This is a genomic window from Streptomyces sp. NPDC032940 (assembly GCF_040636935.1).
Taxonomy (GTDB): Bacteria; Actinomycetota; Actinomycetes; order Streptomycetales; family Streptomycetaceae; genus Streptomyces.
The window spans coordinates 76290-102733 of record NZ_JBEZVJ010000020.1; the positions used below are offsets into that span (position 1 = coordinate 76290).

General features: G+C 70.0%; 27 protein-coding genes and 1 riboswitch. Of the genes, 13 read left to right on the forward strand and 14 right to left on the reverse strand.

What is annotated here, in order from left to right:
• The first annotated feature begins 246 nt into the window (after nt 1-246).
• Entirely contained in the window at nt 247-1728 is a 1482-nt protein-coding gene (dnaB, locus tag AB0E77_RS23060; RefSeq protein WP_361573510.1) for a replicative DNA helicase, read from the forward strand.
• Nucleotides 1729-1785: 57 nt separating this feature from the next.
• The gene (locus tag AB0E77_RS23065) at nt 1786-3171 is read left to right on the forward strand and encodes a serine hydrolase domain-containing protein (RefSeq protein ID WP_361573512.1); all 1386 of its coding nucleotides are present in this window, start codon (nt 1786-1788) and stop codon (nt 3169-3171) included.
• 64 nt (nt 3172-3235) lie between these two features.
• On the opposite strand, the gene AB0E77_RS23070 is transcribed toward AB0E77_RS23065, so the two are convergent.
• Entirely contained in the window at nt 3236-3688 is a 453-nt protein-coding gene (locus tag AB0E77_RS23070) for a GNAT family N-acetyltransferase (protein WP_361573514.1), read from the reverse strand.
• A 55-nt stretch (nt 3689-3743) separates the two neighbouring features.
• Complete coding sequence (locus AB0E77_RS23075; RefSeq protein WP_361573516.1) at nt 3744-4208, reverse strand: MarR family transcriptional regulator; 465 nt, start codon at nt 4206-4208, stop codon at nt 3744-3746.
• 138 nt (nt 4209-4346) lie between these two features.
• Between AB0E77_RS23075 and AB0E77_RS23080 the strand changes: the two genes are divergently transcribed.
• Nucleotides 4347-5555: an MFS transporter gene (locus tag AB0E77_RS23080; RefSeq protein WP_361573518.1), complete on the forward strand. Its 1209-nt coding sequence runs from the start codon at nt 4347-4349 to the stop codon at nt 5553-5555.
• 119 nt (nt 5556-5674) lie between these two features.
• Nucleotides 5675-6103 carry a heme-binding protein gene (locus AB0E77_RS23085; protein ID WP_361573520.1) on the forward strand — a complete coding sequence of 143 codons (429 nt, stop codon included), beginning with the start codon at nt 5675-5677 and terminating at the stop codon, nt 6101-6103.
• A 30-nt stretch (nt 6104-6133) separates the two neighbouring features.
• Here AB0E77_RS23085 and AB0E77_RS23090 read toward each other — a convergent pair whose 3' ends face one another.
• From AB0E77_RS23090 to AB0E77_RS23115, 6 genes are all read right to left on the reverse strand, one after another.
• Nucleotides 6134-7000: a GNAT family N-acetyltransferase gene (locus AB0E77_RS23090; RefSeq protein WP_361573522.1), complete on the reverse strand. Its 867-nt coding sequence runs from the start codon at nt 6998-7000 to the stop codon at nt 6134-6136.
• Between the two features lie 94 nt (nt 7001-7094).
• Nucleotides 7095-7577 carry an NUDIX hydrolase gene (locus AB0E77_RS23095; protein WP_361573524.1) on the reverse strand — a complete coding sequence of 161 codons (483 nt, stop codon included), beginning with the start codon at nt 7575-7577 and terminating at the stop codon, nt 7095-7097.
• Between the two features lie 53 nt (nt 7578-7630).
• Nucleotides 7631-8536, reverse strand: coding sequence for a LysR family transcriptional regulator (locus AB0E77_RS23100; protein ID WP_361573525.1), 906 nt, complete (start codon nt 8534-8536; stop codon nt 7631-7633).
• Between the two features lie 213 nt (nt 8537-8749).
• On the reverse strand, nt 8750-9919 hold the full coding sequence (locus AB0E77_RS23105; RefSeq protein WP_361573527.1) for a cystathionine gamma-lyase: 1170 nt from the start codon (nt 9917-9919) through the stop codon (nt 8750-8752).
• On the reverse strand, nt 9916-10410 hold the full coding sequence (locus tag AB0E77_RS23110) for a low molecular weight protein-tyrosine-phosphatase (RefSeq protein WP_361573529.1): 495 nt from the start codon (nt 10408-10410) through the stop codon (nt 9916-9918). The genes AB0E77_RS23105 and AB0E77_RS23110 overlap by 4 nt, the downstream gene beginning before the upstream one ends.
• Nucleotides 10411-10415: 5 nt before the next feature.
• Nucleotides 10416-10793 (reverse strand): phage holin family protein, encoded by a 378-nt coding sequence (locus AB0E77_RS23115; RefSeq protein WP_361573531.1) that lies wholly within the window; start codon nt 10791-10793, stop codon nt 10416-10418.
• Between the two features lie 59 nt (nt 10794-10852).
• Here AB0E77_RS23115 and AB0E77_RS23120 point away from each other — a divergent pair, with 59 nt between their 5' ends.
• From AB0E77_RS23120 to AB0E77_RS23135, 4 genes are all read left to right on the forward strand, one after another.
• A complete protein-coding gene (locus tag AB0E77_RS23120; protein ID WP_361573533.1) occupies nt 10853-11170 on the forward strand; it encodes a cupin domain-containing protein in 318 nt (105 codons plus the stop codon).
• Between the two features lie 134 nt (nt 11171-11304).
• Nucleotides 11305-11517, forward strand: coding sequence for a DUF5326 family protein (locus AB0E77_RS23125; protein ID WP_361573535.1), 213 nt, complete (start codon nt 11305-11307; stop codon nt 11515-11517).
• A gap of 339 nt (nt 11518-11856) precedes the next feature.
• Complete coding sequence (locus tag AB0E77_RS23130) at nt 11857-12570, forward strand: IclR family transcriptional regulator C-terminal domain-containing protein (RefSeq protein WP_361573597.1); 714 nt, start codon at nt 11857-11859, stop codon at nt 12568-12570.
• A gap of 99 nt (nt 12571-12669) precedes the next feature.
• Nucleotides 12670-13107, forward strand: coding sequence for an SsgA family sporulation/cell division regulator (locus AB0E77_RS23135; RefSeq protein WP_161166502.1), 438 nt, complete (start codon nt 12670-12672; stop codon nt 13105-13107).
• A gap of 101 nt (nt 13108-13208) precedes the next feature.
• On the opposite strand, the gene AB0E77_RS23140 is transcribed toward AB0E77_RS23135, so the two are convergent.
• Nucleotides 13209-14702, reverse strand: coding sequence for a YibE/F family protein (locus AB0E77_RS23140; RefSeq protein WP_361573536.1), 1494 nt, complete (start codon nt 14700-14702; stop codon nt 13209-13211).
• Between the two features lie 71 nt (nt 14703-14773).
• A riboswitch (TPP riboswitch) is annotated at nt 14774-14963 on the forward strand.
• On the opposite strand from AB0E77_RS23140, the gene thiC reads away from it, so the two are divergent.
• Nucleotides 14956-16767, forward strand: coding sequence for a phosphomethylpyrimidine synthase ThiC (gene thiC / locus AB0E77_RS23145; protein WP_361573538.1), 1812 nt, complete (start codon nt 14956-14958; stop codon nt 16765-16767). (Overlaps the previous riboswitch by 8 nt.)
• 51 nt (nt 16768-16818) lie before the next feature.
• Here thiC and AB0E77_RS23150 read toward each other — a convergent pair whose 3' ends face one another.
• A complete protein-coding gene (locus AB0E77_RS23150; protein ID WP_361573540.1) occupies nt 16819-17238 on the reverse strand; it encodes a nuclear transport factor 2 family protein in 420 nt (139 codons plus the stop codon).
• A 189-nt stretch (nt 17239-17427) separates the two neighbouring features.
• Between AB0E77_RS23150 and AB0E77_RS23155 the strand changes: the two genes are divergently transcribed.
• Nucleotides 17428-17769, forward strand: a complete 342-nt coding sequence (locus tag AB0E77_RS23155; RefSeq protein ID WP_361573542.1) for a helix-turn-helix domain-containing protein — start codon at nt 17428-17430, stop codon at nt 17767-17769.
• On the forward strand, nt 17766-19220 hold the full coding sequence (locus AB0E77_RS23160; protein WP_361573544.1) for a VWA domain-containing protein: 1455 nt from the start codon (nt 17766-17768) through the stop codon (nt 19218-19220). Before AB0E77_RS23155 ends, AB0E77_RS23160 begins: the two co-directional genes overlap by 4 nt.
• Nucleotides 19221-19241: 21 nt before the next feature.
• On the opposite strand, the gene AB0E77_RS23165 is transcribed toward AB0E77_RS23160, so the two are convergent.
• From AB0E77_RS23165 to AB0E77_RS23175, 3 genes are all read right to left on the reverse strand, one after another.
• Nucleotides 19242-20105 carry a hypothetical protein gene (locus tag AB0E77_RS23165; protein WP_361573546.1) on the reverse strand — a complete coding sequence of 288 codons (864 nt, stop codon included), beginning with the start codon at nt 20103-20105 and terminating at the stop codon, nt 19242-19244.
• Between the two features lie 182 nt (nt 20106-20287).
• Entirely contained in the window at nt 20288-21379 is a 1092-nt protein-coding gene (gene sppA / locus AB0E77_RS23170; RefSeq protein WP_361573547.1) for a Ser/Thr/Tyr protein phosphatase SppA, read from the reverse strand.
• 263 nt (nt 21380-21642) lie between these two features.
• Nucleotides 21643-22755: a LacI family DNA-binding transcriptional regulator gene (locus tag AB0E77_RS23175; protein ID WP_361573549.1), complete on the reverse strand. Its 1113-nt coding sequence runs from the start codon at nt 22753-22755 to the stop codon at nt 21643-21645.
• Between the two features lie 401 nt (nt 22756-23156).
• On the opposite strand from AB0E77_RS23175, the gene hisC reads away from it, so the two are divergent.
• Nucleotides 23157-24236 carry a histidinol-phosphate transaminase gene (gene hisC, locus AB0E77_RS23180; RefSeq protein WP_361573551.1) on the forward strand — a complete coding sequence of 360 codons (1080 nt, stop codon included), beginning with the start codon at nt 23157-23159 and terminating at the stop codon, nt 24234-24236.
• 87 nt (nt 24237-24323) lie between these two features.
• On the opposite strand, the gene AB0E77_RS23185 is transcribed toward hisC, so the two are convergent.
• Nucleotides 24324-24728 (reverse strand): cyclophilin-like fold protein, encoded by a 405-nt coding sequence (locus AB0E77_RS23185; RefSeq protein WP_361573553.1) that lies wholly within the window; start codon nt 24726-24728, stop codon nt 24324-24326.
• A 200-nt stretch (nt 24729-24928) separates the two neighbouring features.
• Here AB0E77_RS23185 and AB0E77_RS23190 point away from each other — a divergent pair, with 200 nt between their 5' ends.
• Nucleotides 24929-26434, forward strand: a complete 1506-nt coding sequence (locus AB0E77_RS23190; RefSeq protein ID WP_361573555.1) for a cytochrome ubiquinol oxidase subunit I — start codon at nt 24929-24931, stop codon at nt 26432-26434.
• Nucleotides 26435-26444 lie beyond the last annotated feature (10 nt).

A 26444-nucleotide genomic window follows, 5' to 3' on the forward strand; every position in this document is an offset into this window, starting at 1 on the left:
CGTGCACAGCTTTCGACGAGTTGTCCACAGCATCTGGCCAGTCGTCCACATGGCCTGTGGATAACCAGATTGGCTGACGGTGCCCGCGGGCCTACGGTGGTCCGGCGCCTGCTCCTGTCGACGGCTTGTGAACCATCACAAAACCGACGCTTTAGAACCGGAGTTGGGCGTCTTATTTGTCAGTGCCGTGCCGTAGAAATGACGAGCACGGCGAGGTCCGCTCGGCGGACGGGAGGAGGTGGCTCGGTGAGCATTTCCGAGCCCTTGGACGACCCGTGGGCCGACAGCGGCCCCAGTGATCGTCTTCCTGCGTCCCGCCGTCGGAGCGACAGCGCCAGGACCCGCGACGACCAGCACGATCGTGGCCGTGACGGCGGCGCGTGGGACGGCGCGGGACCGTCCACGTTCGAGCGGGTGCCCCCGCAGGACCTGGAGGCCGAACAGTCTGTACTCGGCGGCATGCTGCTGTCCAAGGACGCCATCGCGGACGTCGTCGAGATCCTCAAGGGCCACGACTTCTACAAGCCGGCCCACGAGACGATCTACCAGGCGATCCTCGACATCTACGCCAAGGGGGAGCCGGCCGACCCCATCACGATCGCCGCCGAGCTCACCAAGCGCGGTGAGATCAACAAGGTCGGCGGTGCCTCGTATCTGCACACGCTCGTCCAGACCGTGCCCACGGCCGCGAACGCCGCCTACTACGCGGAGATCGTCCACGAGCGTGCGGTCCTGCGCCGCCTCGTGGAGGCAGGCACCCGGATCACGCAGATGGGATACGCGGCCGACGACGACGTCGACGAGATCGTCAACCGTGCCCAGGCCGAGATCTACGCCGTCACCGAGCAGCGCACCAGCGAGGACTACCTGCCGCTGGGCGACATCATGGAGGGCGCGCTCGACGAGATCGAGGCGATCGGGTCGCGCAGCGGCGAGATGACCGGTGTGCCGACGGGATTCACCGACTTCGACTCGCTCACCAACGGCCTCCACCCGGGGCAGATGATCGTCATCGCCGCCCGTCCGGCGATGGGCAAGTCGACGCTCGCGCTGGACTTCGCTCGCGCCGCCTCGATCAAGAACAATCTGCCGAGCGTCATCTTCTCGCTCGAGATGGGACGCAACGAGATCGCGATGCGTCTGCTGTCCGCCGAGGCCCGCGTCGCGCTGCACCACATGCGGTCCGGCACGATGACGGACGACGACTGGACGCGGCTGGCACGCCGGATGCCCGACGTCTCGGCCGCTCCGCTCTACATCGACGACTCCCCGAACCTGTCGATGATGGAGATCCGCGCCAAATGCCGCCGGCTCAAACAGCGCAACGACCTCAAGCTGGTGGTCATCGACTACCTCCAGCTGATGCAGTCCGGCGGCTCCAAGCGGGCCGAGAGCCGCCAGCAGGAGGTCTCGGACATGTCCCGTAACCTCAAGCTGCTGGCCAAGGAGCTGGAGATCCCCGTCATCGCGCTCTCCCAGCTGAACCGTGGCCCCGAGCAGCGCACCGACAAGAAGCCGATGGTCTCCGACCTGCGTGAGTCCGGCTCCATCGAGCAGGACGCCGACATGGTGATCCTGCTGCACCGTGAGGACGCCTACGAGAAGGAGTCGCCGCGCGCGGGCGAGGCGGACCTGATCGTGGCCAAGCACCGAAACGGTCCGACGGCGACCATCACGGTCGCCTTCCAGGGTCACTACTCCCGGTTCGTGGACATGGCGCAGACCTGATCGGCCGATCAGGGAAAACGGTTCGACGCGGGGTGCGCGGCCCGGTGGACTGGGGGCATGACGACACCACACGAAGAGCTGCTCCCCGGCACCCGCCGTGCACTGCTGCACCGGATCGCCGTCGCCCAGGCCGAAGGCCGCACGCCGTCGCTCGTCGCCGCGGTGGTGCGGGACGGACGGACCGTGTGGCACGGGGCGCGGACATCGGTCGACGGGCACGCGCCGGACGAGAACGTGCAGTACCGGATCGGCTCGATCACCAAGACCTTCACCGCCGTTCTGGTGCTGCGGTTGCGCGACGAGGGCGTGCTCGACCTCGGAGACCGGCTGGAGAAGCACCTGCCGGGCACCGGAGCGGGCGAGGCCACCATTGCCGGACTCCTCGCGCACACGGGCGGGCTGGCCGCCGAGTCCCCCGCGCCGTGGTGGGAGCGGACCCCTGGCTCCCTGCGTCCCGAGCTGGCCGATGTCCTGGGCAAGCAGCCTCTGCTGCATCCGGTGGGCCGTCGACACCATTACTCGAACCCCGGTTACACGCTGCTGGGCGCGCTGGTCGAGCGACTGCGCGGGGCGCCGTGGGAGGACGTGCTGCGGCGGGAGGTGCTGGAGCCGCTGGGTCTGGACCGTACGACCACGCAACCACAGGCGCCGCATGCCGGCGGCTGGGCGGTGCATCCGTGGGCCGACGTGATGCTGCCGGAGCCCGCCGAGGACCTCGGGCGGATGGCTCCGGCCGGTCAGCTCTGGTCCACCACCGGGGACCTGGCGCGGTTCGCCGCCTTCCTGGTGAAGGGCGACGACAGGGTGCTGAGCGCCGAGACGGTGCGGGAGATGCGGGCCCCCGCGGCGCCGGCCGAGGCCGCGGACGTCGCGGACGGTGTGACGTACGGGCTGGGCCTGCAGATCCAGCACCGGGACGGACGGCTGCTCGTGGGCCACTCCGGTTCCCTGCCGGGTTTTCTGGCCAACCTCACCATCGGCGTCGAGGACGACGTGGCGGCGGTCGTGCTGACCAACTGCACCTCCGGCCCGCTGACGGCCGGGGTGGGCGCCGACCTCGTACGGATCGTCGCGGAGGCCGAACCGCGGATCCCGGAGCCGTGGCGGCCGCTGCCGGACGTCGACGCCTCCGTGCTGGAGCTGACCGGGCAGTGGTACTGGGGGACCCAGGCCTTCGCGCTGCGGCTGACACCTGATGGGGGAGTCTCGTTGGGGCCGCTGTCGGGCCAGGGCCGCCGCTCACGCTTCCGGGCGAACGGCGACGGAACCTGGACGGGGCTGGAGGGCTATTACGCCGGTGAGCTGCTGCGCGCCGAGCGGCGCCCGGACGGGACCGTGAGCCATCTGGACCTCGGGTCGTTCGTCTTCACACGCCGGCCCTATGACGAAGAGGCCTCCGTGCCGGGAGGGGTGGACCCGGCGGGATGGCGAGGCATCGGCTAGGTCTGCGCCTGCCCTTGGGGCCGTTTCACGTGAAACAGCGGCCCAAGGGCACGGGCGGACGACCTCAGAGTTCGAGCTTGAAGCCCGTGTGCGAGGCCGAGAAACCGAGGCGTTCGTAGAAGCGGTGCGCGTCCGTGCGGGTCTTGTCGGAGGTGAGCTGGACCAGGTGGCATCCCTGCCGACGGGACTCGGCGACGGCCCATTCGATGAGCTGGGTGCCCAGGCCGCTGCTCCGCTCGTCGGCGTGGATACGTACGCCTTCGATGATCGAGCGGGTGGCGCCGCGCCGGGAGAGGCCGGGGACGACGGTCAGCTGGAGCGTGCCCACGACGCGGTCCTCGCGAACGGCCACGACCAGTTGCTGCTGGGGATCGGCACGGAGCCGTTCGAAGGCCGCCAGGTAAGGGCTCAGATCGTCCGGTGACTCGCGCCGGGCGCCCAGCGGGTCGTCGGCGAGCATCGCCACGATCGCGGGGATGTCGTCCTCGGTGGTGCGACGTATTTCAAGATCTCCCATGACCGCACCCTATGCAGCGCGGACCGGCGCGGAGACGGGCCCGCGCCGGCTTCGGTCATGCGGGCACCGGTGCCTTCAACGTCTCCACCGCCCGGACCAGCGGAGCCAGCTCGGGGTTTCGTGCCGCCTCGTCGAGAGCCTCGCGCAGAGCGGCGTCGTTGGTGGGCCGTGCCGCGTTCAGCAGCTTCATGCCCTCGGCGGTGACGTTGGTGTAAATGCCGCGGCGGTCGGTGGGACACAGGTACCGCTCGAGCAGACCGCGGTCCTCGAGGCGTGTCACCAGGCGGGTGGTGGCGCTCTGGCTGAGGACGACGGCGTCGGCGACCTGCTTCATCTGCAGATGGCCTCCGTCGCCGTCGTGCTGTCGGCTGAGCACGTCGAGCAGGGAGTACTCACGCACGCTCAGGTCGTGCCCGGACTGCAGGGCGCGCTCGATGTGTGCCTCGATCCTCCCGTGCAGCAGGGAGAGGGCGCACCAGCCCTGGGAGAGGGCGGTGAGCGCGGGGTCCGTCGCTGTCATGTGGTTCCTCCGTCCTGGAGCGGCTGTGACAAGGGTAGACCAGTCGCGCAATTTAGAGCGTTTGCATGTAGCCCGCGTCTGCAACTATTGTGGACGCACTCAAGGCGCTCCTGCAATCGTCTGGGAAGGTGTACCTCCATGCCTCTCGCGCTACTGGCCCTCGCGATCGGGGCCTTCGGGATCGGAACGACCGAGTTCGTGATCATGGGCTTGCTGCCCGACGTCGCGAGCGACTACGGGGTCTCCATCCCCACCGCCGGCTTCCTGGTGACCGGCTACGCGCTCGGCGTGATGCTCGGCGCCCCGCTGATGACCGTGCTCGGCACCAAGGTTCCGCGCAAGCGGATGCTGATGCTGCTGATGGGCCTGTTCATCGTCGGCAACCTGCTCTCCGCCGTGGCCCCCGCGTTCTCCGTCATGCTCGTCGGGCGGGTGGTCGCCTCGCTCGCCCACGGCGCCTTCTTCGGTATCGGCTCGGTCGTCGCGGCCGATCTGGTCGCCCCGCACAAGAAGGCCGGAGCGATCGCCATGATGTTCACCGGCCTGACCGTCGCCAATGTCGTGGGCGTACCCCTGGGCACGCTGGTCGGGCAGTCGGCAGGCTGGCGCGTCACTTTCGCCCTTGTCGCCGCGCTCGGTGTGATCGGTCTGGCGGGCGTCGCCAAGCTCGTTCCCGACGTGCCCAAGCCGGAGGGCGTGCGCCTGCGGCACGAGCTCGCCGCCTTCAAGAACGCTCAGGTCCTCCTGGCGATGGCGATGACCGTCCTCGGCTTCGGCGGCGTCTTCGCGGCCATCACGTACATCGCGCCGATGATGACGCACGTCGCGGGCTTCGCCGACGGCTCGGTCACCTGGCTGCTGGTCCTCTTCGGGCTGGGCATGGTCGGCGGCAACCTCGTCGGCGGCCGGTTCGCCGACCGCGCCCTGATGCCCATGCTGTACGTCTCCCTGGGCTCCCTGGCCGTCGTCCTCGCCCTCTTCACGCTCACCGCGCACAACAAGGTCACGGCAGCCGGGACGATCGTCCTGATCGGCGCGCTGGGCTTCGCCACCGTGCCACCGCTGCAGAAGCGTGTCCTCGACCACGCGCACGGCGCCCCCACGCTGGCCTCGGCGGTGAACATCGGCGCCTTCAACCTCGGCAACGCGCTGTCCGCCTGGCTCGGCGGTGTCGTCATCGCCGCGGGCTTCGGCTACACCGCGCCCAACTGGGTCGGCGCCGCCCTCGCCGCAGCGGCTCTGGTCCTGGCCCTCGTCTCGGCCGCGCTCGAACGCCGCGACAGCGCGCCCAGCGCGGTGGTCGCGGGCTCCGTACCCGGCGAGCAGCGGACCACCGTGCCCCACTGAACCGCCCGGACGACCAGGACACCGCGTCGCGGGGCCAGTGCCGTCCCCGCGCAGCGGCCCCACCCCACCTCGTTCAACGAGGTTCAGCCACCACCGGCAACAACCAAGGAGAACCCCGCATGACCACGACCACCAGCACTGCCGTCACCCCGCTGACCATCCAGGACGCCGAGCACCTCGTCGCCGCGGCCCACCGTGCCGCCGAGGCCGCAGGGGTCACCGTCAGCGTCACCGTCCTCGACGCCGGCGGTCATCTGCTCGCCTTCCGGCGGGACGACCGCGCCGTGCTGATCTCGGGAGAGACCAGCACCCGCAAGGCCTACACGGCACTCCAGCTGGACGCCCCCACCGCCGGCCTCGTGGACACCGTGCAGCCCGGAGGCCTTTTCCACACCCTGCCCACAGCGCTCGACCGGCCGCTGCTGTTCATCGCGGGCGGTGTGCCGGTGCGCCGGGACGGCCGGCTGATCGGCGCGATCGGGGTCGGCGGCGGAGCTCCCGAGCAGGACCACGCCTTTGCCACGGCCGCAGTGGACGCTCTCGGCTGATGGCAGGCGTGCCGCCGCGCGGCGCGGAGGTCAGCCCGCCGCCACGGTCAGGGGAGCGAACCGCCGGGTCCAGTCCCCGGGCAGTTCCGTGACCCCGTACGTCATGACCGCGTTCGTGGCGACCGATGCGAGGCCGCGCTCGTTCGCCCACGCCAGCAGCTCCTCGTGCCGTACGTCGATGTCGGTGCGCAGCGGGCGGTCGGTGTGGGCCGCGAGTGAGGTGACGAGCGCTTTGGCCGTCTCGGTGTCGCGGGCGATCAGCGGGCCCACGACATGGGTGTCCATGTTGGGCCAGGCGGCGGCGAACCCGATGAGCCGGCCCGCCTCCTCGGCCACGCGCAGCTGGTCGGCGAAGGCGGGCAGGCGCGTGACGATGTGTGTGCGGTCGGCGCCGAAGACCTCCTCGTCGAGCCGGAGGATGGCGGTGAGGTCCTCCGCGGTGGCCGCCCGCGTGGCGACCCGCGGTCCGGGGCCGTCGGGGGTGAAGGGACCGCGCACCATCTCCGCCCGGCCCGTGCACTTGAAGCCGAGCTCCTCGTAGAGCGGACGGCCGTTGGGGGTCGCGTGCAGTGTCAGCGGCGTGGTGCCCTGCGCCTCGAGCACATGGCGCATCAGCCGACGCCCCACGCCACGGCGGGCGTGCCGTTCGGCCACGAGCACCATGCCGATGGCCGCGAGGGACGGCCGCTCGACCGGGCCGTACTCGGTGACGGTGCAGGCACTGACGAGACCGCCGTCGGGGTCGTCGATGCCGTAGCCCTTTCCGGCGGTGAGAAGGAAGCCCCACTTGTGTTCTTCGCGTGGCCACCCCCGGTCCTCGGACAAGTCGGCGCAGGCGGTGAGATCGCGAAGCGTCAGACGGCGGATCGGCAGAGAGGAGAGGGAAGGAGTCGCCACGCAGGTCAGGCTGGCCGACAGGGGCCGTCCGCGTCCACCTCTTTGCTGTGGGACGCGTGACCTTTTGGCCATCGGCGGACCGGTGCCGTGGGTGTCAGCCGAGATCGGGAGCGTGCATCGCGCGCACGCCTTCGATGTTGCCGTCCAGATAGTGCCGCAACGACAGCGGCACGAGGTGGACCGAGGCGATCCCGACCCTGGTGAACGGCACCCGGACGATCTCGTACTCGCCGGCGGGCTCGTCGACCTCGGGACCGTGCCGCAGCGCCGGATCCATGGATTCCAGGCGGCAGACGAAGAAGTGCTGCACCTTCACACCGGTCGCCCCGCCGTCCTCACCGATGTGCTCGACGGTGTCCACGAAGCAGGGGACCACATCGGTGATCTTGGCGCCCAGTTCCTCGTACACCTCGCGGTGCAGGGCGTCGACGACAGTCGTGTCCTCCGGTTCGACCCCGCCCCCGGGAGTGACCCAGTAGGGATCGACGCCGGGCTTGGTGCGCTTGATCAGAATCAGGTCGCCGCCGTCCAGGAGGACGGCGCGGGCGGTGCGCTTGACCACGGGTCGGACGGTCATGGGAGAAATGTGGCCCGGCTGGTTCCACGTGAAACATCGGCGTGCCCGCCCGTTCAGTTCCAGTCCCCCGCCGCACGCAGCAGCCACTCATGGGCCCGGGTGATGTGCGGCATCGCCAGCGTGCCGGTGCGCACCACCAGGAAGTACGTCCGTAGCGGCGGCACCGCCGGATCGTGCAGGGCGACGACGTCCCCGCGTACCAGAGCGTCGGCGCACAGATAGCGGGGCAGGACGGCGAGCCCGGCTCCCGCGATCACGCAGGTGAGCACCGCACGCAGGTCGGGGACGACGACGGTGCCCGGGACGGCCGGGCAGGTGTCGAAGACGGACGCCCAGTACCGGGTGACAAAGGGCAGCGACTCGTGCACCTCGACCACGGGCACATGCGCCAGGTCCGTCGCCGAGCTTCGGCGGATCTCCTTCGCACCGGTCAGGGCGGCCCAGTGAGGCGCGGCGACCAGGACGTGTTCCTCGTCGCAGAGCGGAGTCGCCGTGAGCAGGGCGCCGCGCGGCCGGGCGGTGCTGATGGCCAGATCATGATGTCCGGCGGAGAGCCCTTCCAGTGCCTCCTCGGCGTTCCCGAAGGTGGCGCGCAGCGCGAAGCCCTGTCCGTCCGCGCCGGTGAGTTCCGTGAGCGCGGGCAGCGCCCGCTCGGCGGTGAACTCCGGCGGTCCGGCCAGATGCAGGGTCCGTACCGGGGAGCCGTCGTCGACTCCGGTCTCGGCGATCTCCACCAGGGCGTCGAGGTGCGGGGCGGCCTTGTGGGCGAGTTCGTCGCCGATGGTCGTCGGGGTCACGCCGCGGGCCTGCCGCAGGAACAAGGGCCGGCCGAGCTGCCGTTCGAGCGTCCGGATCTGTGAGGTGACGGCAGGCTGGGAGAGGCCGAGCAGGGCGGCGGCGCGGGTGAAGGAACCGGCCCGGTGCACGGTCACGAACGTGCGCAGCAAGGCCAGATCCACGGAAGACCTCCCCCTTCCCCGCCGTTTCCGGAGCCCTCGGCTGCGCTCAACTATAAATATGTCGATAGGTCGCTGTCGCTACTGTGATTGGACACTGACACTGAGTCAACTAGCCTTGGTCGCGCGGTTCTTCGCGCGCAGAACCGGAAGGGCGGTCCGAGCCACGAGGGGGGAGGCTCGGACCGTCCGTCGTACCAGGCCGTGGGGCGGGGCTCAGTCCGCCGACCGCTCCAGCGCGCCCAGCAGGTCCGCCACCAGGTCCTCGGGGTCCTCCGCGCCGACCGAGAGACGGATGAAGCCTTCCGGTACCGCGTCGCCGCCCCAGCGCCCGCGCCGCTCGGCCGTGGACCGCACCCCGCCGAAGCTCGTCGCGTCGTCCACGAGGCGCAGGGCGTGGAGGAAACGATCGGCACGCGCGCGTGAGGGCAGCGTGAAGGAGACCACGCACCCGTAGCGCCGCATCTGCCGCTCGGCGACCTCGTGCGCGGGGTCGCCGGGCAGTCCCGGATAGCGCAGGCCGGTCACCTCGGGCCGCTCCCGCAGAGCTTCGGCGACCTTCAGCGCGGTGGCGTTCTGCCGGTCGACGCGCAACTGGAGGGTGGCGATCGAACGGTGCGCGAGCCAGGCCTCCATGGGGCCGGGAATCGCGCCGACGATCTTGCGCCAGCGCCGTACGGCGGCCATGGCCTCGGCGTCGCGGCCGGTGACGTATCCCAGCAGGATGTCGCCGTGGCCGGTCAGCTGCTTGGTCCCGCTGGCCACGGAGAAGTCGGCACCGAGCTCCAGGGGGCGCTGGCCGAGCGGTGTGGCGAGCGTGTTGTCGACGGCGACCAGGGCGCCGCGCGTGTGGGCCGCCTCGACGAGCCGGCGGATGTCGCACACGTCGAGGCCCGGGTTCGAGGGCGTCTCGATCCACAGCAGCCTCGCCCCGTCCAGGACGCCGAGCTGGGCGTCGCCGCCGGTCGGTGCCGTGCGCACCTCGATGCCGTACGTCTCCAGCTGGGCCCGTACCAGCGGCAGCGCCTGGTAGCCGTCGTCGGGCAGCACGGCCACGTCGCCGGCACGCAGCTGGGAGAAGAGCACCGAGGAGATCGCGGCCATGCCCGAGGCGAAGACGAGGGTCTCGGCGCCGTCCGTCCCGGGTGCCTCCAGCTCGCCGATGGCGCGCTCCAGGAGCGTCCAGGTGGGGTTCTCGTCGCGGCCGTAGGTGTACGGGCCGGTGGGGTCGCCCGGCAGATGGAAGTGGGCGGCGAACACCGGTCCGGGCAGGGTCGGTTCGTGCTTGACCGGTTCGGGCAGCCCGGCACGCACCGCGCGCGTGCCCTCTCCGGCGGACATGTCCGTGCCCGGCACCGCCCCGTCGTGCCCTGCGGAATCGTTCATGCCACCCGTCCCTTCATGTGTGCGCGTACGGCGTCGAGCAGTCCGTCGCTCGCCGCCTCCACCATCTCGAGGCACTGCGCGAAGCCGTCCGGACCTCCGTAGTAGGGATCCGGTACGTCCAGGTCCCCGCTGTCGGCAGCGGGGTCGTACGACCGCAGCAGCCGTACCTTGGCCGCGTCCCGCTCCGTGGGCGCGAGCCGCCGCAGCGTCCTGAGGTGGCCGGCGTCGAGCGCGACGACGAGGTCGAGGCGGGCGAACCAGGACGGCTGGAACTGCCGGGCCGTGTGGTCGAGGCCATAGCCGTTCTCCTCCAGGACGGCCAGGGTGCGCGGGTCGGCGCCCTCGCCCTCGTGCCACCCGTCGGTGCCGGCGCTGTCGGCTTCGACGAGGCCCTCGAGGCCGGCCTCCGCCACGCGCGCGTGGAAGACGGCCTCGGCCATCGGGGAGCGGCAGATGTTCCCCGTGCACACGAAACAGACGCGGTAGGTCATGGGGCTCAGTCCTCGTCGGGCAGGAAGGCGTTGAGCGCCCAGGACACGACGGAGATGATCAGGCCGCCCAGGACGGCGGTCCAGAAGCCGTCGACGTGGAAGCTCAGGTCGATCTTGTCGGCCAGCCACGACGTGAGCAACAGCATGAGCGCGTTGACCACCAGTGTGAACAGGCCGAGGGTGAGGATGAACAGCGGGAAGGTCAGCACCTGGACGATCGGCTTCACCAGCATGTTGACCAGCCCGAACACCAGGGCGACCACGATCAGCGTGAGGGCCTTCTCGCCGGTGCTGCCCCCGGTCAGGGTGATCTTGTCGAGCAGCCATACGGCGACGGCCAGGGCGCCCGCGTTGGCGACCGTCTTGACGAGGAAATTCTTCATGTGTCTGATCGTGGCAGACGCGATCGGAAACGAACGGTGAGGCAGGGGCGGACGAAGCGATGAAGGCATTCCGGCTGGACGAACTGGAGGCGGAGCGCGCCGCCAACGACGGTGCCTATCTGCAGTTCCTGCGCGAACGGAACATGTCGGTCGGTCTGTACGCGCTCGACGCGGGCACGTCGGATCCGCAGAAGCCGCACGAGCAGGACGAGGTGTACTTCGTGGTCAGCGGCCGCGCCTCGATCACCGTGGGTCTGGAGACCACCCAGGTCGCCCGCGGCAGCGTGGTGTACGTGCCGGCCGGTGTGGCCCACAAGTTCCATCACATCAGCGAGGATCTGAGGGTGCTCGTGGTGTTCTCTCCACCCGAGAGCTGAGCCGCGGCCCCGGGGTTCCCTAGGGGATCGGTCAGGGGGAGACAAGGGGTGCGAGGGCCCCGACGTGACCCTCGCACCCCTAGCATCGGGTGCAGGACATCAGGAGATTCCCTGGAAAGGTGAGGACGAGGGCGATGCGAGAGATCTTCACGGGACTGCCGTGGTGGGTGAAGTGGATCGCGGTGCCGGTCATCGCCCTGGTCGTGTTCGGCGGGCTGATCGCCACGGTGGTCGGCTTCGTGATCGGACTGCTGTTCAAGCTGCTGCTCTTCGTGGCGCTCGTCGGCGGACTGATCTACGTCGTACGCAAGTTCATGACTGGGTCCTCGTCACGCAGCGACTGGTGAGCGACATGGGACACCGGTGGCGGTAACAGGAATCACCGGTTCCCTCGCGCGAGGGAAGTTTCCCGGACGGGCCGTCGGTATGCGGTGACCGGCGGTTAGAGTCCGGAAATCCACGCGGGGGCGACCCCGCGAGCGGCGTACACCCCACCCGTGTTTCCCCGCACGGGCTGCCCCCTCGCGTTCCGGGAGTGACCCTTGGCCACGGCTGACACCGCATTCGTACCGCCGCACGCCCTGCCCGTGCAGCCCCGTTCGGCACCCCGGACGCCCGCCGCCCCCGCCGGGCCACCGTCCGTGGACCCGCCGGCGGTGACCCTCATCGGCTCGGTGCAGCGCGCGATGCGTCTTCTGGAGTGCGTCGCGGAGCATCGGTACGGGGCGCCCGCCAAGCAGCTGGCCCGTGAGACGAGGCTGGCGCTGCCCACGGCGTACCACCTGCTGCGCACGCTGGTGCACGAGGGATATCTGCGCCGGGAGAAGGGCCTGTTCTTCCTCGGCGAGGCGGCCGAGCGGCTGAGCAGCAGCGGGGCCGAGCAGAAACGTCGCAGCACGGTGGCCGACGCGCTGGCCCGCTGGCGCGACGCGATCGGCGCCCCCGTCTACTACGCCATGTACCGCGACGGGGAGATCGAGATCATGTGCGTCTCCGACGCCCCGGGTACTCCCGCGGTCGAGGAGTGGGCGGACTTCCGCGAGACCGGCCATGCGCACGCCATCGGGCAGTGCCTGCTGTCGCAGTTGGACGAGGGAGCCCGCCGCGATCACCTCGCCCGCTATCCGGTGAGTCCCGTGACGCCGTACACGGTGCGCGACGCGGCCAGTCTGTCGAGACGACTGGAACGTACGCGCCGGACGGCTCCGGTGACCGAACGCCAGGAGTACGCGCTGGGTGTGGTCTGTGCCGCGATCCCGATCAGCGTCGGCACCACGGCCGCCGCGGTGGCCCTTTCCCTGCCCGCCCGTCAGGCCGACCGGCTGCTGCCCGCGGCGGAGCGTCTGCAGACGGAAATGGGCCTGCTGCTGGGGTCACTCGCGATCTCTATCAGTATCTGAAAACTCACTCCTTGTGATCTGGTGTGTACGTTAAGCAAGATGCCACCAGTGTAAGAGGTTTGATTCCCGGACAGTCGACGGCGAACGACGGGGTAGGCGATGGGCGAGTCCGTACAGGCAGAGGTCATGATGAGCTTTCTCGTGTCCGAGGAGCTCTCTTTCCGTATCCCGGTGGAGCTGCGGTACCAGACCAGTGATCCCTATGCGGTGCGGCTGACCTTCCATCTGCCTGGCGATGCCCCGGTGACCTGGGCCTTCGGACGGGAGCTGCTGGTCGACGGGGTGGGTACGCCGTGCGGTGACGGCGATGTGCGGATCGCGCCGGTCGACCCGGGGCCGCTGGCCGAGGTGCTGATCCGGCTTCAGGTCGGCAGCGACCAGGCGCTGTTCCGTTCCTCGGCGGCGCCACTCGTGGCCTTCCTCGACCGGACCGACAAGCTGGTGCCGCTGGGGCAGGAGGGCGCGCTCGCCGACTTCGACGCGCACCTCGACGAGGCGCTGGACCGCATCCTGGCGGAGGAGCAGAGCGCGGGCTGAACCGTTACGGCGGTTCAGGACGGGTGGTGTAACGCTTCAGACCCTGCACTTTTGCAGGAACGGTTCTTCTGCGAAGGCCCGCGAGGGCGTCTCCGGGCGCCTCAGCGCTTGCGGCGACGGCCCCGCCCGCCACGCGCCGGCGGCGGCACGGCACCCGGCGCCGCACCGGCCCCCTGCGCGGCCGTGCGCCCCGACGGGCGGTCGGCCGAGACGACCAGGGCCGCGAGCGCGGTGGTGACCGGCACGGACGCCACCAGGCCGATCGAGCCCACCAGCGTGCGCACGATCTCCTCCGCGACCAACTCACTGTTGGCGACCGCCCCCACGCTGCTCTGTGCGATCGAGAACAGCAGCAGCAGCGGCAGCGCGGCGCCCGCGTAGGCGAGGACGAGCGTGTTGACGACGGAGGCGATGTGGTCGCGGCCGATCCGGATGCCCGCGCGGTACAGGCCGCGCCAGCCCATCGTCGGATTGGCCTCGTGCAGCTCCCAGACCGCCGATGTCTGGGTGACCGTCACGTCGTCGAGGACACCGAGCGAACCGATGATGACCCCGGCGAGCAGCAGACCGCTCATGTCGATCGACGGATACAGACCGTGGATCAGACCGGTGTTGTCGTCGGTGTTGCCGGTGAGCGCGGCCCAGCCGATGAACAGCGACCCCAGGACACCGATCAGCAGCAGCGAGACCAGGGTTCCCAGCACGGCCACGGAGGTCCGCGCCGACAGCCCGTGGCACAGGTACAGGGCGATCAGCATGATGGCGCTGGACCCGATCACCGCCACGAGCAGCGGGTTCGAGCCCTGCAGGATGGCGGGCAGGATGAAGAAGTTCAGCAGCAAAAAGCTGATGGCCAGCGAGATCAGGGCCATCAGACCCCGCAGCCGGCCGACGACCACGACGGCGACCGCGAAGATGCCGGCGAGCAGGGCCAACGGGAACCCGCGGTCGACGTCGGTCACCGAGTACTGCAGGTCCTTCGGCGCGGAGGGCTCGTAGGCGACGATCACCTTCTGGCCCTCGTGCAGCTGACGCGTCTGGTCCGGCTGCACGATCTCGTTGAAGGTACGGCCCTTGTCCTTGCCGGTGTCGACGCGGATCGTCGCCCGCTTGCAGTCGCCGTTCGCCTGCTGCACCGCGGAGGAGCCCTCCGCGGTAGAGGTGTCACCGGTCGGGGGGACACCGGAGGCGTTGGCGGACTTGCAGCTCAGCCTCTCCACCTTGGTGACCGTGGCCTCCTGCGTCTGCCGGTCGAAACCGACACCGGTGCGCTCGTGCGCCGGCGCGCCGCCCGGCCAGAGCACGGCGAGCCCGACCACCACCGCCGCGGCGAAGGGGATGAGGACCGCTGCGATGACCTTCCGCAGATGGCGTGAGACGGGCGCCGCGGGTCCGTGTCCGTGGCTGTGCCCGTGCCCGTTCCCGTGCCCGTGTCCACCGCCGCCGTGCCCGCCGTCACCGGTGTGCTCAGGTCGGTCCGCCGCACCGTACGGGCCTTCGGAGGCATGGCTCTCCGCACTCCCGGCGCCTGCGTGCGCGCCCGGGCCGCGGTGAGGCTCGTGCGGTGGGTAGGAAGGGTGCTGGGTCGTGGTCACCGACCGATCATCGCAAGAACGAGGGGGGCCCTCTGTTCACCGCGCCCGAATTGACGCTAGCGTGGGGGCACCTTTGTACACGCGGGAGCTCGGAGCACCGGGCTGAGAGGGCGCTGACCTCCGTCCCAGCGATGTTTCACGGGAAACGTCACCGAAGTCGAGTGATGTTGCCCACGAGACATCGGCAGACGGATACCGCTGCGTCGACCGCTGAACCTGTTACCGGGTAATGCCGGCGTAGGGAGTAGGTCTCATGACCATCAAGGACGCACGCACGCCTGCCTCCACCCAGCACTCCGCCGAGGCGGAGTCCGCGGAGGCCGGGAAGTCCATCGGCTGGCACAAGGCGTACGTCGAGGGCTCTCGCCCCGACCTGCGGGTGCCGGTCCGTCAGGTGCACCTCACCAACGGGCAGTCGGTCACGCTCTACGACACCTCCGGCCCGTACACCGATCCACTCATCGAAACCGACGTCCGCAGGGGGCTGCCGCCGCTGCGGGAGAACTGGGTCATCGCCCGCGGTGACACGGAGGAGTACGCGGGCCGTCCCGTCCGTCCCGAGGACGACGGGATCAAGCACACCTCGCCCCGCGGTGGTCTGCGCAACCTGGACGCGGTCTTCCCCGGTCGTCCGCGTCAGCCGCGCCGTGGCCGCAGCGGGACGGCGGTGACCCAGCTCGCGTATGCGCGCCGGGGTGAGATCACGCCTGAGATGGAGTACGTGGCCATCCGGGAGAACGTCGCACCGGAGGTGGTCCGTGAGGAGATCGCCGCCGGGCGGGCCGTGCTGCCGGCCAACGTCAATCACCCGGAGATCGAGCCTATGATCATCGGCAAGCGGTTCCTGGTGAAGGTGAACGCCAACATCGGCAACTCGGCGGTGACGTCCTCCATCGAGGAGGAGGTCGAGAAGATGACCTGGGCGACCCGGTGGGGCGCCGACACGGTCATGGACCTGTCCACCGGCCGCAACATCCACACCACCCGCGAGTGGGTGCTGCGCAACTCCCCCGTGCCCATCGGCACCGTGCCGCTCTACCAGGCGCTGGAGAAGGTCGACGGCCGGGCCGAGGAGCTGACCTGGGAGATCTACAAGGACACGGTGATCGAACAGGCCGAGCAGGGCGTGGACTACATGACGGTCCACGCGGGCGTCCGCCTGGCGCACGTACCGCTCACCGCGAACCGCAAGACCGGCATCGTCTCGCGCGGCGGCTCCATCATGGCGGCCTGGTGTCTGGCCCACCACAAGGAGTCGTTCCTGTACGAGAACTTCGAGGAGCTCTGCGAGATCCTCGCCGCGTACGACGTCACGTACTCCCTCGGCGACGGCCTGCGGCCGGGATCGATCGCGGACGCCAACGACGAGGCGCAGTTCGCCGAGTTGCGCACGCTCGGGGAACTCAACCGGATCGCCAGGCGTTGCAACGTACAGACCATGATCGAGGGCCCGGGGCACGTCCCGATGCACAAGATCAAGGAGAACATCGACCTTCAGCAGGAGATCTGCGATGAAGCTCCGTTCTATACGCTCGGCCCGCTGACGACGGACGTCGCACCGGCGTACGACCACATCACCTCCGGCATCGGTGCCGCGATGATCGCCTGGTGGGGCACGGCCATGCTCTGCTACGTCACGCCCAAGGAGCACCTGGGCCTGCCCAACCGTGACGACGTCAAGACCGGCGTCATCACCTACAAGATCGCCGCTCATGCCGCCGACCTCGCCAAGGGGCACCCGGGGGCGCAGGAGTGGGACGACGCGTTGTCGGACGCCCGTTTCGAGTTCCGGTGGGAGGACCAGTTCAATCTGGCTCTCGACCCGGACACGGCACGGGAGTTCCACGACGAGACGCTGCCGGCCGAGCCCGCCAAGACGGCCCACTTCTGCTCGATGTGCGGGCCGAAGTTCTGCTCGATGAAGATCAGCCAGAACATCAACGAGCGATTCGGCGGTGCGGCCGCCGAGGGGGCGTCCCCCGAGGAGATCGCCGAGGGCATGCTCCAGAAGTCGAAGGAGTTCGCCGCTGCCGGTAACCGGGTGTATCTCCCGCTGGCCGACTGATCCCCTGTCCCTGCCCCGCGCCGGGCGGTCCCTCCCCGGGACCGCCCGGCGTCAGCGGGGCGCCGGGGACACGGGCGGCCCTGCCACTCCGAAGGGGTTGTCGACGGCGTAGCGCCAGCATCCGTCCGGGCCGCGGCGGGCCACGTCCGTCGCGGTTCCCTCGATGTGCACCGTGCCGCCGTGCGCGGCGATGCCGTCGATGACGAAGTCGACGATCAGCAACGCCAGATCGCCGACGACGTAGGTGTGCCGGGGCGTCACCCGGATCGGGACGCGCAGGCCGAGGAAGGCGTCGTTGGCCCGTACGCGGTCCGCTCCGGTGACCAGCCGGCCGGGCTCGGGGACGAAACCGGCACCGGGTTCGTAGACCTGGTCGAGGACCTGTGGATCGAAGGTGTTGAAAGCTCGCTCGAAGACGTACGGATGCTCGGCCGCGCTGGTGGCCGGCGGCACACTGAGGGGATGGGTCATGTGGCAAGCGAACAGCCCGCCGGCACAGGTCACCAAACGGGAACCCACGGCGGGGACGCTCACGGCGGGGAAGCCCATGGCAGGGAAGCCCATGGCAGGGAAGCCCATGGCGGGGACGCCCACGCCTGGGACGACGAGCTGGTGCCCGATGCGCGGGGCCGCACTCGCCGTCCGGAAGCCGACTGCCCCGTGGAGACCGCCCTCGCGGCGGTGTCCGGCCGCTGGACCACCCTGGTGCTCCGCGAACTCATGGGCGGCCCCCGTGGATTCACGGAGCTGCGGACGCTGCTGCCCGAGCTCTCTGCGAAGGTGCTCAGCGAGCGCCTCACGGCACTGCGGGAGAGGGGCCTGGTGACCGCCGAACGGCTACGGGGCTTTCCCGTGCGCACCCGTTACGAGCTGACGGAGGCGGGCCGTTCCCTGCGGCCGCTGCTGGTGGCGCTGTACGCGACCGGTGCCGAGCTGCAGCGCCTGACCGCCGGGCCCGACCCCTCCCCCCGAGGGCCCCGCCTCGGCAGACTGGGTCCATGACAGCCACCTCCCTCAGTAAGGGCGCCAATCTCCCCGTCGACTCCGCCGTGGTGCGCGTCGCACTCAGCTGGTCCGCCGGGCCGGGGGTGCCCGAGGTGGACGCCTCGGCGCTGCTGCTCACCTCGGCCGGACGCGTACGGGACGACGGCGACTTCGTCTTCTACAACCAGCCCCGGCACGCGTCCGGCGCGGTGCGGCACCTGAGGAAGGGGACGGGGCCCGGGTCCGGCGTCACGACCGACACCGTCGAGGTGGATCTGCGCGCGCTGGAGCCCGGCGTCGAGCGGATCGTCCTGTGCGCCTCCGCGGACGGCGGGACCTTCGGCCAGGTGCCGGGACTGTCGCTGCGGCTGCTCGACGCCGGCAGCGGGACCGAGCTGGCCCGCTTCGACATGGCGGCCGGCACGGAGACGGCGCTGGTCGGCGGCGAGTTGTATCTGCGTCGGGGGAACTGGAAGTTCCGGGCCGTCGGACAGGGTTACGCCAGCGGACTCGCCGGTCTGGCCACCGACTTCGGCATCACGGTGGACGACGCCCCGTCCACCACGGTCCCGTCCACCCCGGCACCTCCCGCGCCGTGCGCCCAGGCACCTCCCGTGCCGTCCGCCCCGGCCCCGCAGCCGGCTCCGCCGGTCCTCGCCGTACCTCCCGCGCCCACGGCCCCGCCCGCGTCCGCCCAGGCCGGCCCCCGGCTCATCAAGGGCGAGGAGCGCCTCCCCGTCGACATGCGCAAGCGGCTGTCCCTGCGCAAGGAGCAGGTCGCCGTCAGCCTGCGCAAGCACGGCGCCGCCGGCGTCACCGCGCGCGTCGTCCTGGTCCTGGACGCCTCCGGGTCCATGTCCTTCCTGTACTCCAAGGGCGTGGTCGCCGACGTGGTGGAACGCATGGCCGCCGTCGCCGCGCAGTTGGACGACGACGGCGAGATGCAGGCCTGGACCTTCGCCTCGAACCCGGCACGCCTGCCCGACCTGAGGCTGGGCGATCTCCCCGAGTGGCTGCGCCTGCACGTGCGGGTGGGGGAGGTGGCGCTCTTCCGCCGGGGACGGAAGAAGGGACTGCGGGACGACCAGGTCGACATGCGCGCGGTCGGCATCCAGAACGAGGAGCAGAAGGTGATCGCCGAGGTTCGGGCCTTCGTCCGGGACAACCCGGCGCAGGTACCGACGCTGGTGCTGTTCTTCTCCGACGGCGGCGTCTACCGCAACAGGGAGATCGAGCGGGAGCTGCGGGAAGCGGTGGAGGAGCCGGTCTTCTGGCAGTTCGTGGGCCTCGGCCGGTCCGACTACGGGGTGCTCGAGCGGTTCGACACCCTGCCCGGCCGTCGCGTGGACAACGTCGGGTTCTTCGCCGTGGACGACATCGGCACCGTCCCCGACCAGGAGCTGTACGACCGCCTGCTGTCCGAGTTCCCGTCCTGGATCGACGCCGCCGGCCGGGCGGGCATTCTCTGACGTGCCCGCCCCGGCCGGTGGCTACTCCGGTCGGTGTTCCGGACCGCCGAAGTCCGGGCTGCTGTAGTCCGGGCTCGAGTAGCTCGGGCGCGCGCCCTCCCGGCCGTCGTCCGGGCTCGTGAACCCCGGACGGTCGTAGCCCAGGTGCGGCATCCGGCTCGCCGGCGCCGTCGGGCCCGCGGGGTGCAGCGCGACCGCCGCGTTCGGATCGGCGAGCGCCTCCCGCAGGAAGGGCAGGATGCCGCGTTCGAGCAGCGCGTCGTGCCAGGCTTCCCTGGCACGGGCCACCTCGCCGTCGAGTTGACGGTAGATGCCGGACTCGGCCGAGGGGCGGTTGCGCAGCGCGGTGAGCAGCAGCCCCACGCCCGCGACGAGGATGGCGACGGCGGTCACCCCGCCGAAGACCCAGCCCGTGGTGAGCATGGTCTGCGCGAACGCCTGCCCCGGGTCGAGCATCTTCAGGACGTAGCCGACGAGCAGGAAGATCGCCGCCGCGGTGCCGGCCAGGACGGGTGCCAGAACGGCGACGACCGCGACCGCACCCGCGCCGGCCTCGGCGGCCTCCCCCACGGTGGCGGCGAGACCCACCGCGCCCGTGCCCGGCTCGTCGGATCCGGAGTCGCGCGAGGACGACGCGGAGGACGGCGCCGGATGACGCAGTTCCTCGCGGACCTTCACATAGTGCTGGTACTCGGTGGTGGCAGCCGCCGCGATCAGTGCGGAGGCGTTGAGTGCCATGGTGCGCAGTTGTTCGGCGTTGAGCCGCTGTCCGACAGCGGCCAGCTCCGGACGGTGTGGTGCGGAGCGCAGCGCCTCGTCGAGGATCCGCTCGTACTCCTGGCGGTCCTCGTTCGACAGATGCTGCGGAACGCTGTTCATGTGCATCCCCCGATGCTCCGTAGGGCTTGGGGCTCGCATGCCAACGAGCCGTCGGGCAGAAACGGAGGGGAGCCTGCTACGGATAAGCCGATGGTAGAGCGGTGACGGCGCGCGGTGACAGGGGGTTTCCAGAAATTGGGTGCCGACCTGTAGGGCAGCCGTCCGGTGAAGGGCCGTTCCGTGAATCGTCAGGCGGTCAGCGGAAGTTGCTGGACCAGCAGCTTTCCGGCCATGGTCACGCCGCCGTCCATCGCGATGGCCAGCCCGTCCGCGTAGACGTGGGGGCCCTCGACCGCGGTACGGGTGTCGTCCTCGCCGTCCTCGGACCCGACCTCGCCCAGGAGATAGGGGATGGGGCTGTGGCCGTGGACGATGCGGGTGCCGCCGTACGTGTCCAGCAGCGAGCGGACGGCGTCGGCGCCGCCCTCGTCGCGGAAGGAGAAGCGCTTGGTGAGCTTGCGGAACAGGTCCCACACCTCTTCCGCGTCGTTGCGCGTGAGCGTCTCGCGGATGGTGTCGTTGACCTCCTCGATGGAGCGCCCGTAGTCGAGGTAGGTGGTGGCGTCCGAGTGGACCAGGAGGTGGTCGTCGACCTCCTCCATGGCGTCGAGGCGGGCCATCCACTGCAGATGGTGGTCCTGCAGCCGGTCCATGTCGGTCTTCTGACCTCCGTTGAGCAGCCAGGCCGCCTGGAAGGTGGCGGTGCCGGCGCCGGAGTTGACGGGGGTGTCGCCGAACCGCTTGGCACCGAGCAGCAGCAGCTCGTGGTTGCCCATGAGCGCCTTGCAGTAGCCGCCGGCCGCGGCGGCCTCGGCGGACAGCCGCATCACCAGGTCGATGACGCCGATGCCGTCCGGGCCGCGGTCGGTGAAGTCGCCGAGGAACCACAGGCGCGAGGTGCCCGCGCACCACTGGCCGGCGGCATCGATGAGGCCCTTCTCCTGGAGGGCGGCGACCAGCTGGTCCAGATAGCCGTGCACGTCGCCGACGACGAACAGCGGTCCCTGGCCCGTGGCGGGCTGCGCCGTCGGGGCAGGTTCGGGGTCGACGGTCACCTGCACCGTGTCACCCCTGCGGATGACGGGGAGGTCGCGCTGGGTGGGCGTGTACCCCTCCGGATAGGCCTCCTCGTACCCCTCCTCGGAGGGAGGGGCGGCCTCGCCGACGCGCGTGCCGGGGGCGGCGTACGGAGCGGCCTCGTGGACGTACGCGGGTACCCGGAAGTCGCGCACCGTCGCCGTCCGCTCCACCTCGGGTCCCTGACCGGCCCCCTGAGTCATCAGACCCCTCCACCATCGCGCCGCATCTGCACCGCTTCGGACTGCCTGGTCGCAGCGGCCCGCGGTGTGTGGGCCCATCATAGGAATGCGGATCGCTCTGTGTGATGACCCAGGGGTGGTGAATCAGAGCAGGACTCCGGTTCACTGCGGCTTTCGCCCCGATTGGGCCGGTCTTCGCCCGTCCGTGACATCGGCGTGATCTTCACCGCCCCGGCCCGTCCGGCGTGATGTCCACCGCTCGCGGTCCGTGTTCCGGCCGGCCCCTACTCGTGGTCGGGTGACCGCGGCGGGCTGACCGTCGTCCGGGGCGGGCGGCGCTGCGACGACGTCCGCACGATCAGCTCCGTCGGTATCACCTGCTCGACCGTCTGCTCGGAGTCCAGCCCCTCGATGGCGTCGATGAGGAGCTGGATCACCGCAGTGCCGATGCGGCGGGGCTTCAGCGACAGGGTGGTGATGGGCGGCTCGGTGCTGGCGTACACCGTGGACTCGCTGCAGCAGACCAGCAGCAGGTCCTCCGGGACGCGCAGGCCGTAGCGGCGGGCGGCGGCGAGCAGGTCGGTGCCGTTCGGGTCGAACAGGCCGTACACGGCGTCGGGCCGGTCGGGCCGGGCGAGCAGCCGGTCGGCGGCCACCGCCCCCGCGCACGGATCGTGTGCCGGGTAGGCCTCGTAGACCGGGTCCTGCCCGACGCGCTCGCACCAGTGCAGGTAGGCGGTGGTCGACAGGTGGGTGTACGTGTCGGTCGTGGTGCCGGTGAGCAGGCCGATCCGGCGGGCGCCGGCGGCGGCCAGGTGGTCGAGGATGCCGAGGACGGCGGCCTCGTGGTCGTTGTCGACCCAGGCGGTGACGGGGAGCGCGCCGGCCGGGCGGCCGTCGGAGACGACCGGTAAGCCCTGCCGGACCAGCTCGCTGACGACCGGGTCCTGGTCGGAGGGGTCGATGACGACCGTGCCGTCCAGCGCGACGTTGGACCACACGTCGTGGCGGGAGGTCGCCGGGAGGATCACGAGGGCGTAGCCGCGGGCGAGCGCGGCGGAGGTGGCGGCACGCGCCATCTCGGCGAAGTACGCGAACTCGGTGAAGGTGAAAGGTTCATTCCCGTACGTCGTCACCGTCAGGCCGATCAGTCCCGACTTGCCGGTGCGGAGCGTACGGGCGGCGGCCGACGGCCGGTATCCCAGCCGGTCGGCGACCTCGCGGACGTGGCGCCGGGTGGCATCCGGGAGCCGGCCCTTGCCGTTGAGGGCGTCGGAGACGGTCGTGATGGATACTCCGGCGGCGGCGGCCACGTCTCTGATACCCGCACGGCCCGGCCGACTGCCTCGACGTGAGGTTTCCGAGCGGCTCACCTGGTGCTTCCCTGCTGCTGTCATGGCGAGCCGATAGTAGGGCTCATGCGGCGGGGTAGGGCGGACGCATATGCACGCGTTGACAGGCACGTTTCTGCATGGCGGCGTGGGCGTAACAGCCTTTGAAAGCAAGGAGGTTGAGGGCCTGTGCCCCAGTAAGTGACGTGTCGGCGAGCAGGGGCCTGGCGACTGGCCGATGTTGCGAAGAGGTCTCAACTCACCTGCACGGGGGATGCGCGCCACGGCGCGAGCCACCGGCGCGTAGATATATGTGCAGCGCGCCCCCCGAATCGTGCGCCTTCGTGTACTGATGCCCCTGATGCCGATGTGACGGAGGAGGTCCGCCCGCACCTATACGCAGCGGCGCCGAATCCTCATAAGGTGAGAAGTATTCGATGCCGGTGGTGGTCACGAGGAGGACTGCGGTGAGCGAGACGAGCCCCAAGCTGCGCGCCGAGCTGGAGGGAATTCCCACCTACAAGCCGGGCAAGCCCGCCGCGGCGGACGGGCCGGTGGCCTACAAGCTGTCCTCCAACGAGAACCCGTACCCGCCGCTGCCGGGTGTGATGGAGACGGTCGCGGCCGCGGCCTCGTCCTTCAACCGGTACCCGGACATGGCCTGCACGGCCCTGATGAACGAGCTGTCGGAACGGTTCGGCGTCCCGCTCTCCCACCTGGCCACCGGTACCGGGTCGGTCGGTGTGGCACAGCAGCTGATCCAGGCGACCTCCGGTCCCGGCGACGAGGTGATCTACGCCTGGCGTTCCTTCGAGGCGTATCCGATCATCACGCAGATCAGCGGGGCGACCTCGGTGAAGGTGCCGCTGACGCCGGGCGAGGAGCACGACCTCGACGCCATGGCCGCCGCGATCACCGACCGGACGCGGCTGATCTTCGTCTGCAACCCGAACAACCCGACGGGCACGGTGGTGCGCCGGGCCGAGCTGGAGCGCTTCCTCGACCGGGTGCCGAGCGACGTGCTCGTGGTCCTCGACGAGGCCTACCGCGAGTTCATCCGCGATCCCGAGGTGCCGGACGGCGTCGAGATCTACCGGGAGCGGCCCAACGTCTGTGTGCTGCGGACCTTCTCGAAGGCGTACGGCCTCGCCGGGCTGCGGGTCGGCTTCGCGATCGCCCATGAGCCGGTGGCGGCCGCGCTGCGCAAGACGGCCGTGCCCTTCGGCGTGAGCCAGATCGCCCAGGAGGCGGCGATCGCCTCGCTGCGGGCCGAGGACGAGCTGATCGGCCGGGTCGGCTCGCTGGTCTGCGAGCGCACCCGTGTGGTCGACGGTCTGCGCGCGCAGGGCTGGACGGTGCCGGAGACCCACGCCAACTTCGTGTGGCTGCGGCTGGGGGAGCGCACGGTCGCCTTCGCGGAGGCGTGTGAGCGGGCCGGCGTGGTCGTACGGCCGTTCCCGGGCGAGGGTGTGCGGGTGACCGTCGGGGAGAGCGAGGCGAACGACATCTTCCTGAAGGTGTCGGAAGCGTTCCGCAAGGAGATCTGACGAGGCGGTGACGTCGGGCGTCCACCGAGGTGGGCGTCGGGCGTCTATGGGGGCGTGGACGTCAGGCGTCCACCGGGGCGGTGAGCGTCAGGCGTCCACCGCCTCCACGCGTACGGGGTCGCCGTCGCGCACCGTCGCCAGCCGGCGGGGGTCGCCTTCGACGTGGCCGAGGACGTTGCACGGGCTCGCGAGGCGGCACTCGTCGCCTCGCGAGATCGGCGTGGGGCCGTACGGGAGAGCCAGCGCGTCGCCGTCGGTCCAGAAAGCGACGGTGCCCGGCTCGACGACCTGCCGGGCATCCGTTTCACGTGAAACCGACACACCTGTGTCGAAGTACACCTCCTCGCCCCAGGTGTGGGCGGAGGCGGTGAGCGGCAGGGCCTTGAGCAGCGCCTGTGTGGTGGGGGTCTCCTCGAGTGCCGCGGTGAGATGGCCCGCGGGCCAGGAGATGCGTATCCGGGCGTGATGCCCCTGCGTGTCCGTGGGGTTCATGCCGCGGATTCAACAAGATGTTGAAGTTCTTGCCAAGGGGTTGACGTCACAAGGGACCCCCCTTCCGACGTCGAAAAGCTGTAAGTCATAATTGCTTGTGAATGTGAACGCGTTCACAAGCGTGTCTGTTTGCTCCCGAGACAGGTGGCATATACACGCACAAACAGCCGGAACCACGGCGATGCAAGGAGGCCGACGACGTGGACATGGCTTTGGCGCCGGAGACACTGGCGCGATGGCAGTTCGGCATCACGACCGTCTACCACTTCCTCTTCGTGCCACTGACGATCTCGTTGGCCGCTCTCACGGCCGGGCTGCAGACCGCCTGGGTGCGCACGGAGAAGGAGAAGTACCTCAGGGCGACGAAGTTCTGGGGCAAGCTCTTCCTGATCAACATCGCCATGGGTGTCGTCACCGGCATCGTGCAGGAGTTCCAGTTCGGTATGAACTGGTCCGACTACTCCCGCTTCGTCGGTGACATCTTCGGCGCACCGCTCGCGTTCGAGGCGCTGATCGCCTTCTTCTTCGAGTCGACCTTCATCGGCCTGTGGATCTTCGGCTGGGACAAGCTGCCGAAGAGGATCCACCTGGCCTGCATCTGGATGGTCTCGATCGGCACGCTGCTGTCGGCGTACTTCATCCTCGCCGCCAACTCCTGGATGCAGCACCCCGTCGGCTACCGGATCAACGAGGAGAAGGGCCGCGCCGAACTCACCGACTTCTGGCAGGTCCTCACCCAGAACACCGCGCTCAACCAGGTCTTCCACAGCTTCTCGGCAGCCTTCCTGACGGGCGGCGCCTTCATGGCGGGCATCGCCGCCTTCCACCTGATGCGCAAGAAGCACATCCCGGTGATGCGCACCTCGCTGCGGCTCGGCCTGGTCACTCTGGCCGTCGGCGGCCTGCTCACCGCCGTCAGCGGCGACACCCTAGGCAAGGTCATGTACGAGCAGCAGCCGATGAAGATGGCCGCCGCCGAGGCCCTGTGGGACGGGGAACAGCCGGCGCCCTTCTCCGTCTTCGCCTACGGCGACGTCGACAAGGGGCACAACAAGGTCGCCCTCGAGATCCCCGGCCTGCTGTCCTTCCTGGCCCACAGCGACTTCGACTCGTACGTGCCCGGCATCAACGACACCAACAAGGCCGAGCAGGAGCAGTTCGGACCCGGTGACTACAAGCCCATCGTCCCCGTCGCCTACTGGGGATTCCGGTGGATGATCGGCTTCGGCATGGCGTCCTTCTCGCTCGGTCTGCTGGGACTGTGGCTGACCCGGAAGAAGTTCATGCTGCCGGCGGCCTGGCGGACCGGTGAGGACGAGGTGCCCCGTCTGGTGCTGCTGAGGAAGCCGCTCGGGGCGAAGCTCTCACGGCTGTACTGGCTGCTGACGGTCTGGACGATGGCCTTCCCGCTGATCGCCAACTCCTGGGGTTGGATCTTCACCGAGATGGGCCGTCAGCCCTGGGTCGTCTACGGCCTGTTCCAGACCCGTGACGCGGTCTCCCCCGGTGTCTCCACGGCCGAGGTCCTCACCTCGATGATCGCCTTCACCCTGCTCTACGCCGTCCTCGCCGTCGTCGAGGTCAAGCTGCTGGTGAAGTACGTCAAGGCCGGTCCGCCCGAGCTCACCGAGGCCGACCTCAACCCGCCCACGAAGATCGGCGGCGACGCCCGTGACGCCGACAAGCCGATGGCCTTCTCGTACTAGGCCGAGGGAG

What these genes read in the sequence shown, in the direction of transcription:
- AB0E77_RS23185 (WP_361573553.1), bottom strand. Translation starts at nt 24,728, where the DNA reads ATGAACCCCACGGACACGCAGGGGCATCACGCCCGGATACGCATCTCC.
- sppA (WP_361573547.1), bottom strand. Translation starts at nt 21,379, where the DNA reads ATGACTCAGGGGGCCGGTCAGGGACCCGAGGTGGAGCGGACGGCGACG.
- AB0E77_RS23175 (WP_361573549.1), bottom strand. Translation starts at nt 22,755, where the DNA reads ATGACAGCAGCAGGGAAGCACCAGGTGAGCCGCTCGGAAACCTCACGT.
- AB0E77_RS23105 (WP_361573527.1), bottom strand. Translation starts at nt 9,919, where the DNA reads ATGAACGATTCCGCAGGGCACGACGGGGCGGTGCCGGGCACGGACATG.
- AB0E77_RS23115 (WP_361573531.1), bottom strand. Translation starts at nt 10,793, where the DNA reads ATGAAGAATTTCCTCGTCAAGACGGTCGCCAACGCGGGCGCCCTGGCC.
- AB0E77_RS23085 (WP_361573520.1), top strand. Translation starts at nt 5,675, where the DNA reads ATGACCACGACCACCAGCACTGCCGTCACCCCGCTGACCATCCAGGAC.
- AB0E77_RS23130 (WP_361573597.1), top strand. Translation starts at nt 11,857, where the DNA reads ATGCGTCTTCTGGAGTGCGTCGCGGAGCATCGGTACGGGGCGCCCGCC.
- AB0E77_RS23160 (WP_361573544.1), top strand. Translation starts at nt 17,766, where the DNA reads ATGACAGCCACCTCCCTCAGTAAGGGCGCCAATCTCCCCGTCGACTCC.
- AB0E77_RS23065 (WP_361573512.1), top strand. Translation starts at nt 1,786, where the DNA reads ATGACGACACCACACGAAGAGCTGCTCCCCGGCACCCGCCGTGCACTG.
- AB0E77_RS23110 (WP_361573529.1), bottom strand. Translation starts at nt 10,410, where the DNA reads ATGACCTACCGCGTCTGTTTCGTGTGCACGGGGAACATCTGCCGCTCC.
- AB0E77_RS23070 (WP_361573514.1), bottom strand. Translation starts at nt 3,688, where the DNA reads ATGGGAGATCTTGAAATACGTCGCACCACCGAGGACGACATCCCCGCG.
- AB0E77_RS23135 (WP_161166502.1), top strand. Translation starts at nt 12,670, where the DNA reads ATGGGCGAGTCCGTACAGGCAGAGGTCATGATGAGCTTTCTCGTGTCC.
- AB0E77_RS23125 (WP_361573535.1), top strand. Translation starts at nt 11,305, where the DNA reads ATGCGAGAGATCTTCACGGGACTGCCGTGGTGGGTGAAGTGGATCGCG.
- AB0E77_RS23165 (WP_361573546.1), bottom strand. Translation starts at nt 20,105, where the DNA reads ATGCACATGAACAGCGTTCCGCAGCATCTGTCGAACGAGGACCGCCAG.
- AB0E77_RS23080 (WP_361573518.1), top strand. Translation starts at nt 4,347, where the DNA reads ATGCCTCTCGCGCTACTGGCCCTCGCGATCGGGGCCTTCGGGATCGGA.
- AB0E77_RS23150 (WP_361573540.1), bottom strand. Translation starts at nt 17,238, where the DNA reads ATGACCCATCCCCTCAGTGTGCCGCCGGCCACCAGCGCGGCCGAGCAT.
- thiC (WP_361573538.1), top strand. Translation starts at nt 14,956, where the DNA reads ATGACCATCAAGGACGCACGCACGCCTGCCTCCACCCAGCACTCCGCC.
- AB0E77_RS23095 (WP_361573524.1), bottom strand. Translation starts at nt 7,577, where the DNA reads ATGACCGTCCGACCCGTGGTCAAGCGCACCGCCCGCGCCGTCCTCCTG.
- AB0E77_RS23075 (WP_361573516.1), bottom strand. Translation starts at nt 4,208, where the DNA reads ATGACAGCGACGGACCCCGCGCTCACCGCCCTCTCCCAGGGCTGGTGC.
- AB0E77_RS23120 (WP_361573533.1), top strand. Translation starts at nt 10,853, where the DNA reads ATGAAGGCATTCCGGCTGGACGAACTGGAGGCGGAGCGCGCCGCCAAC.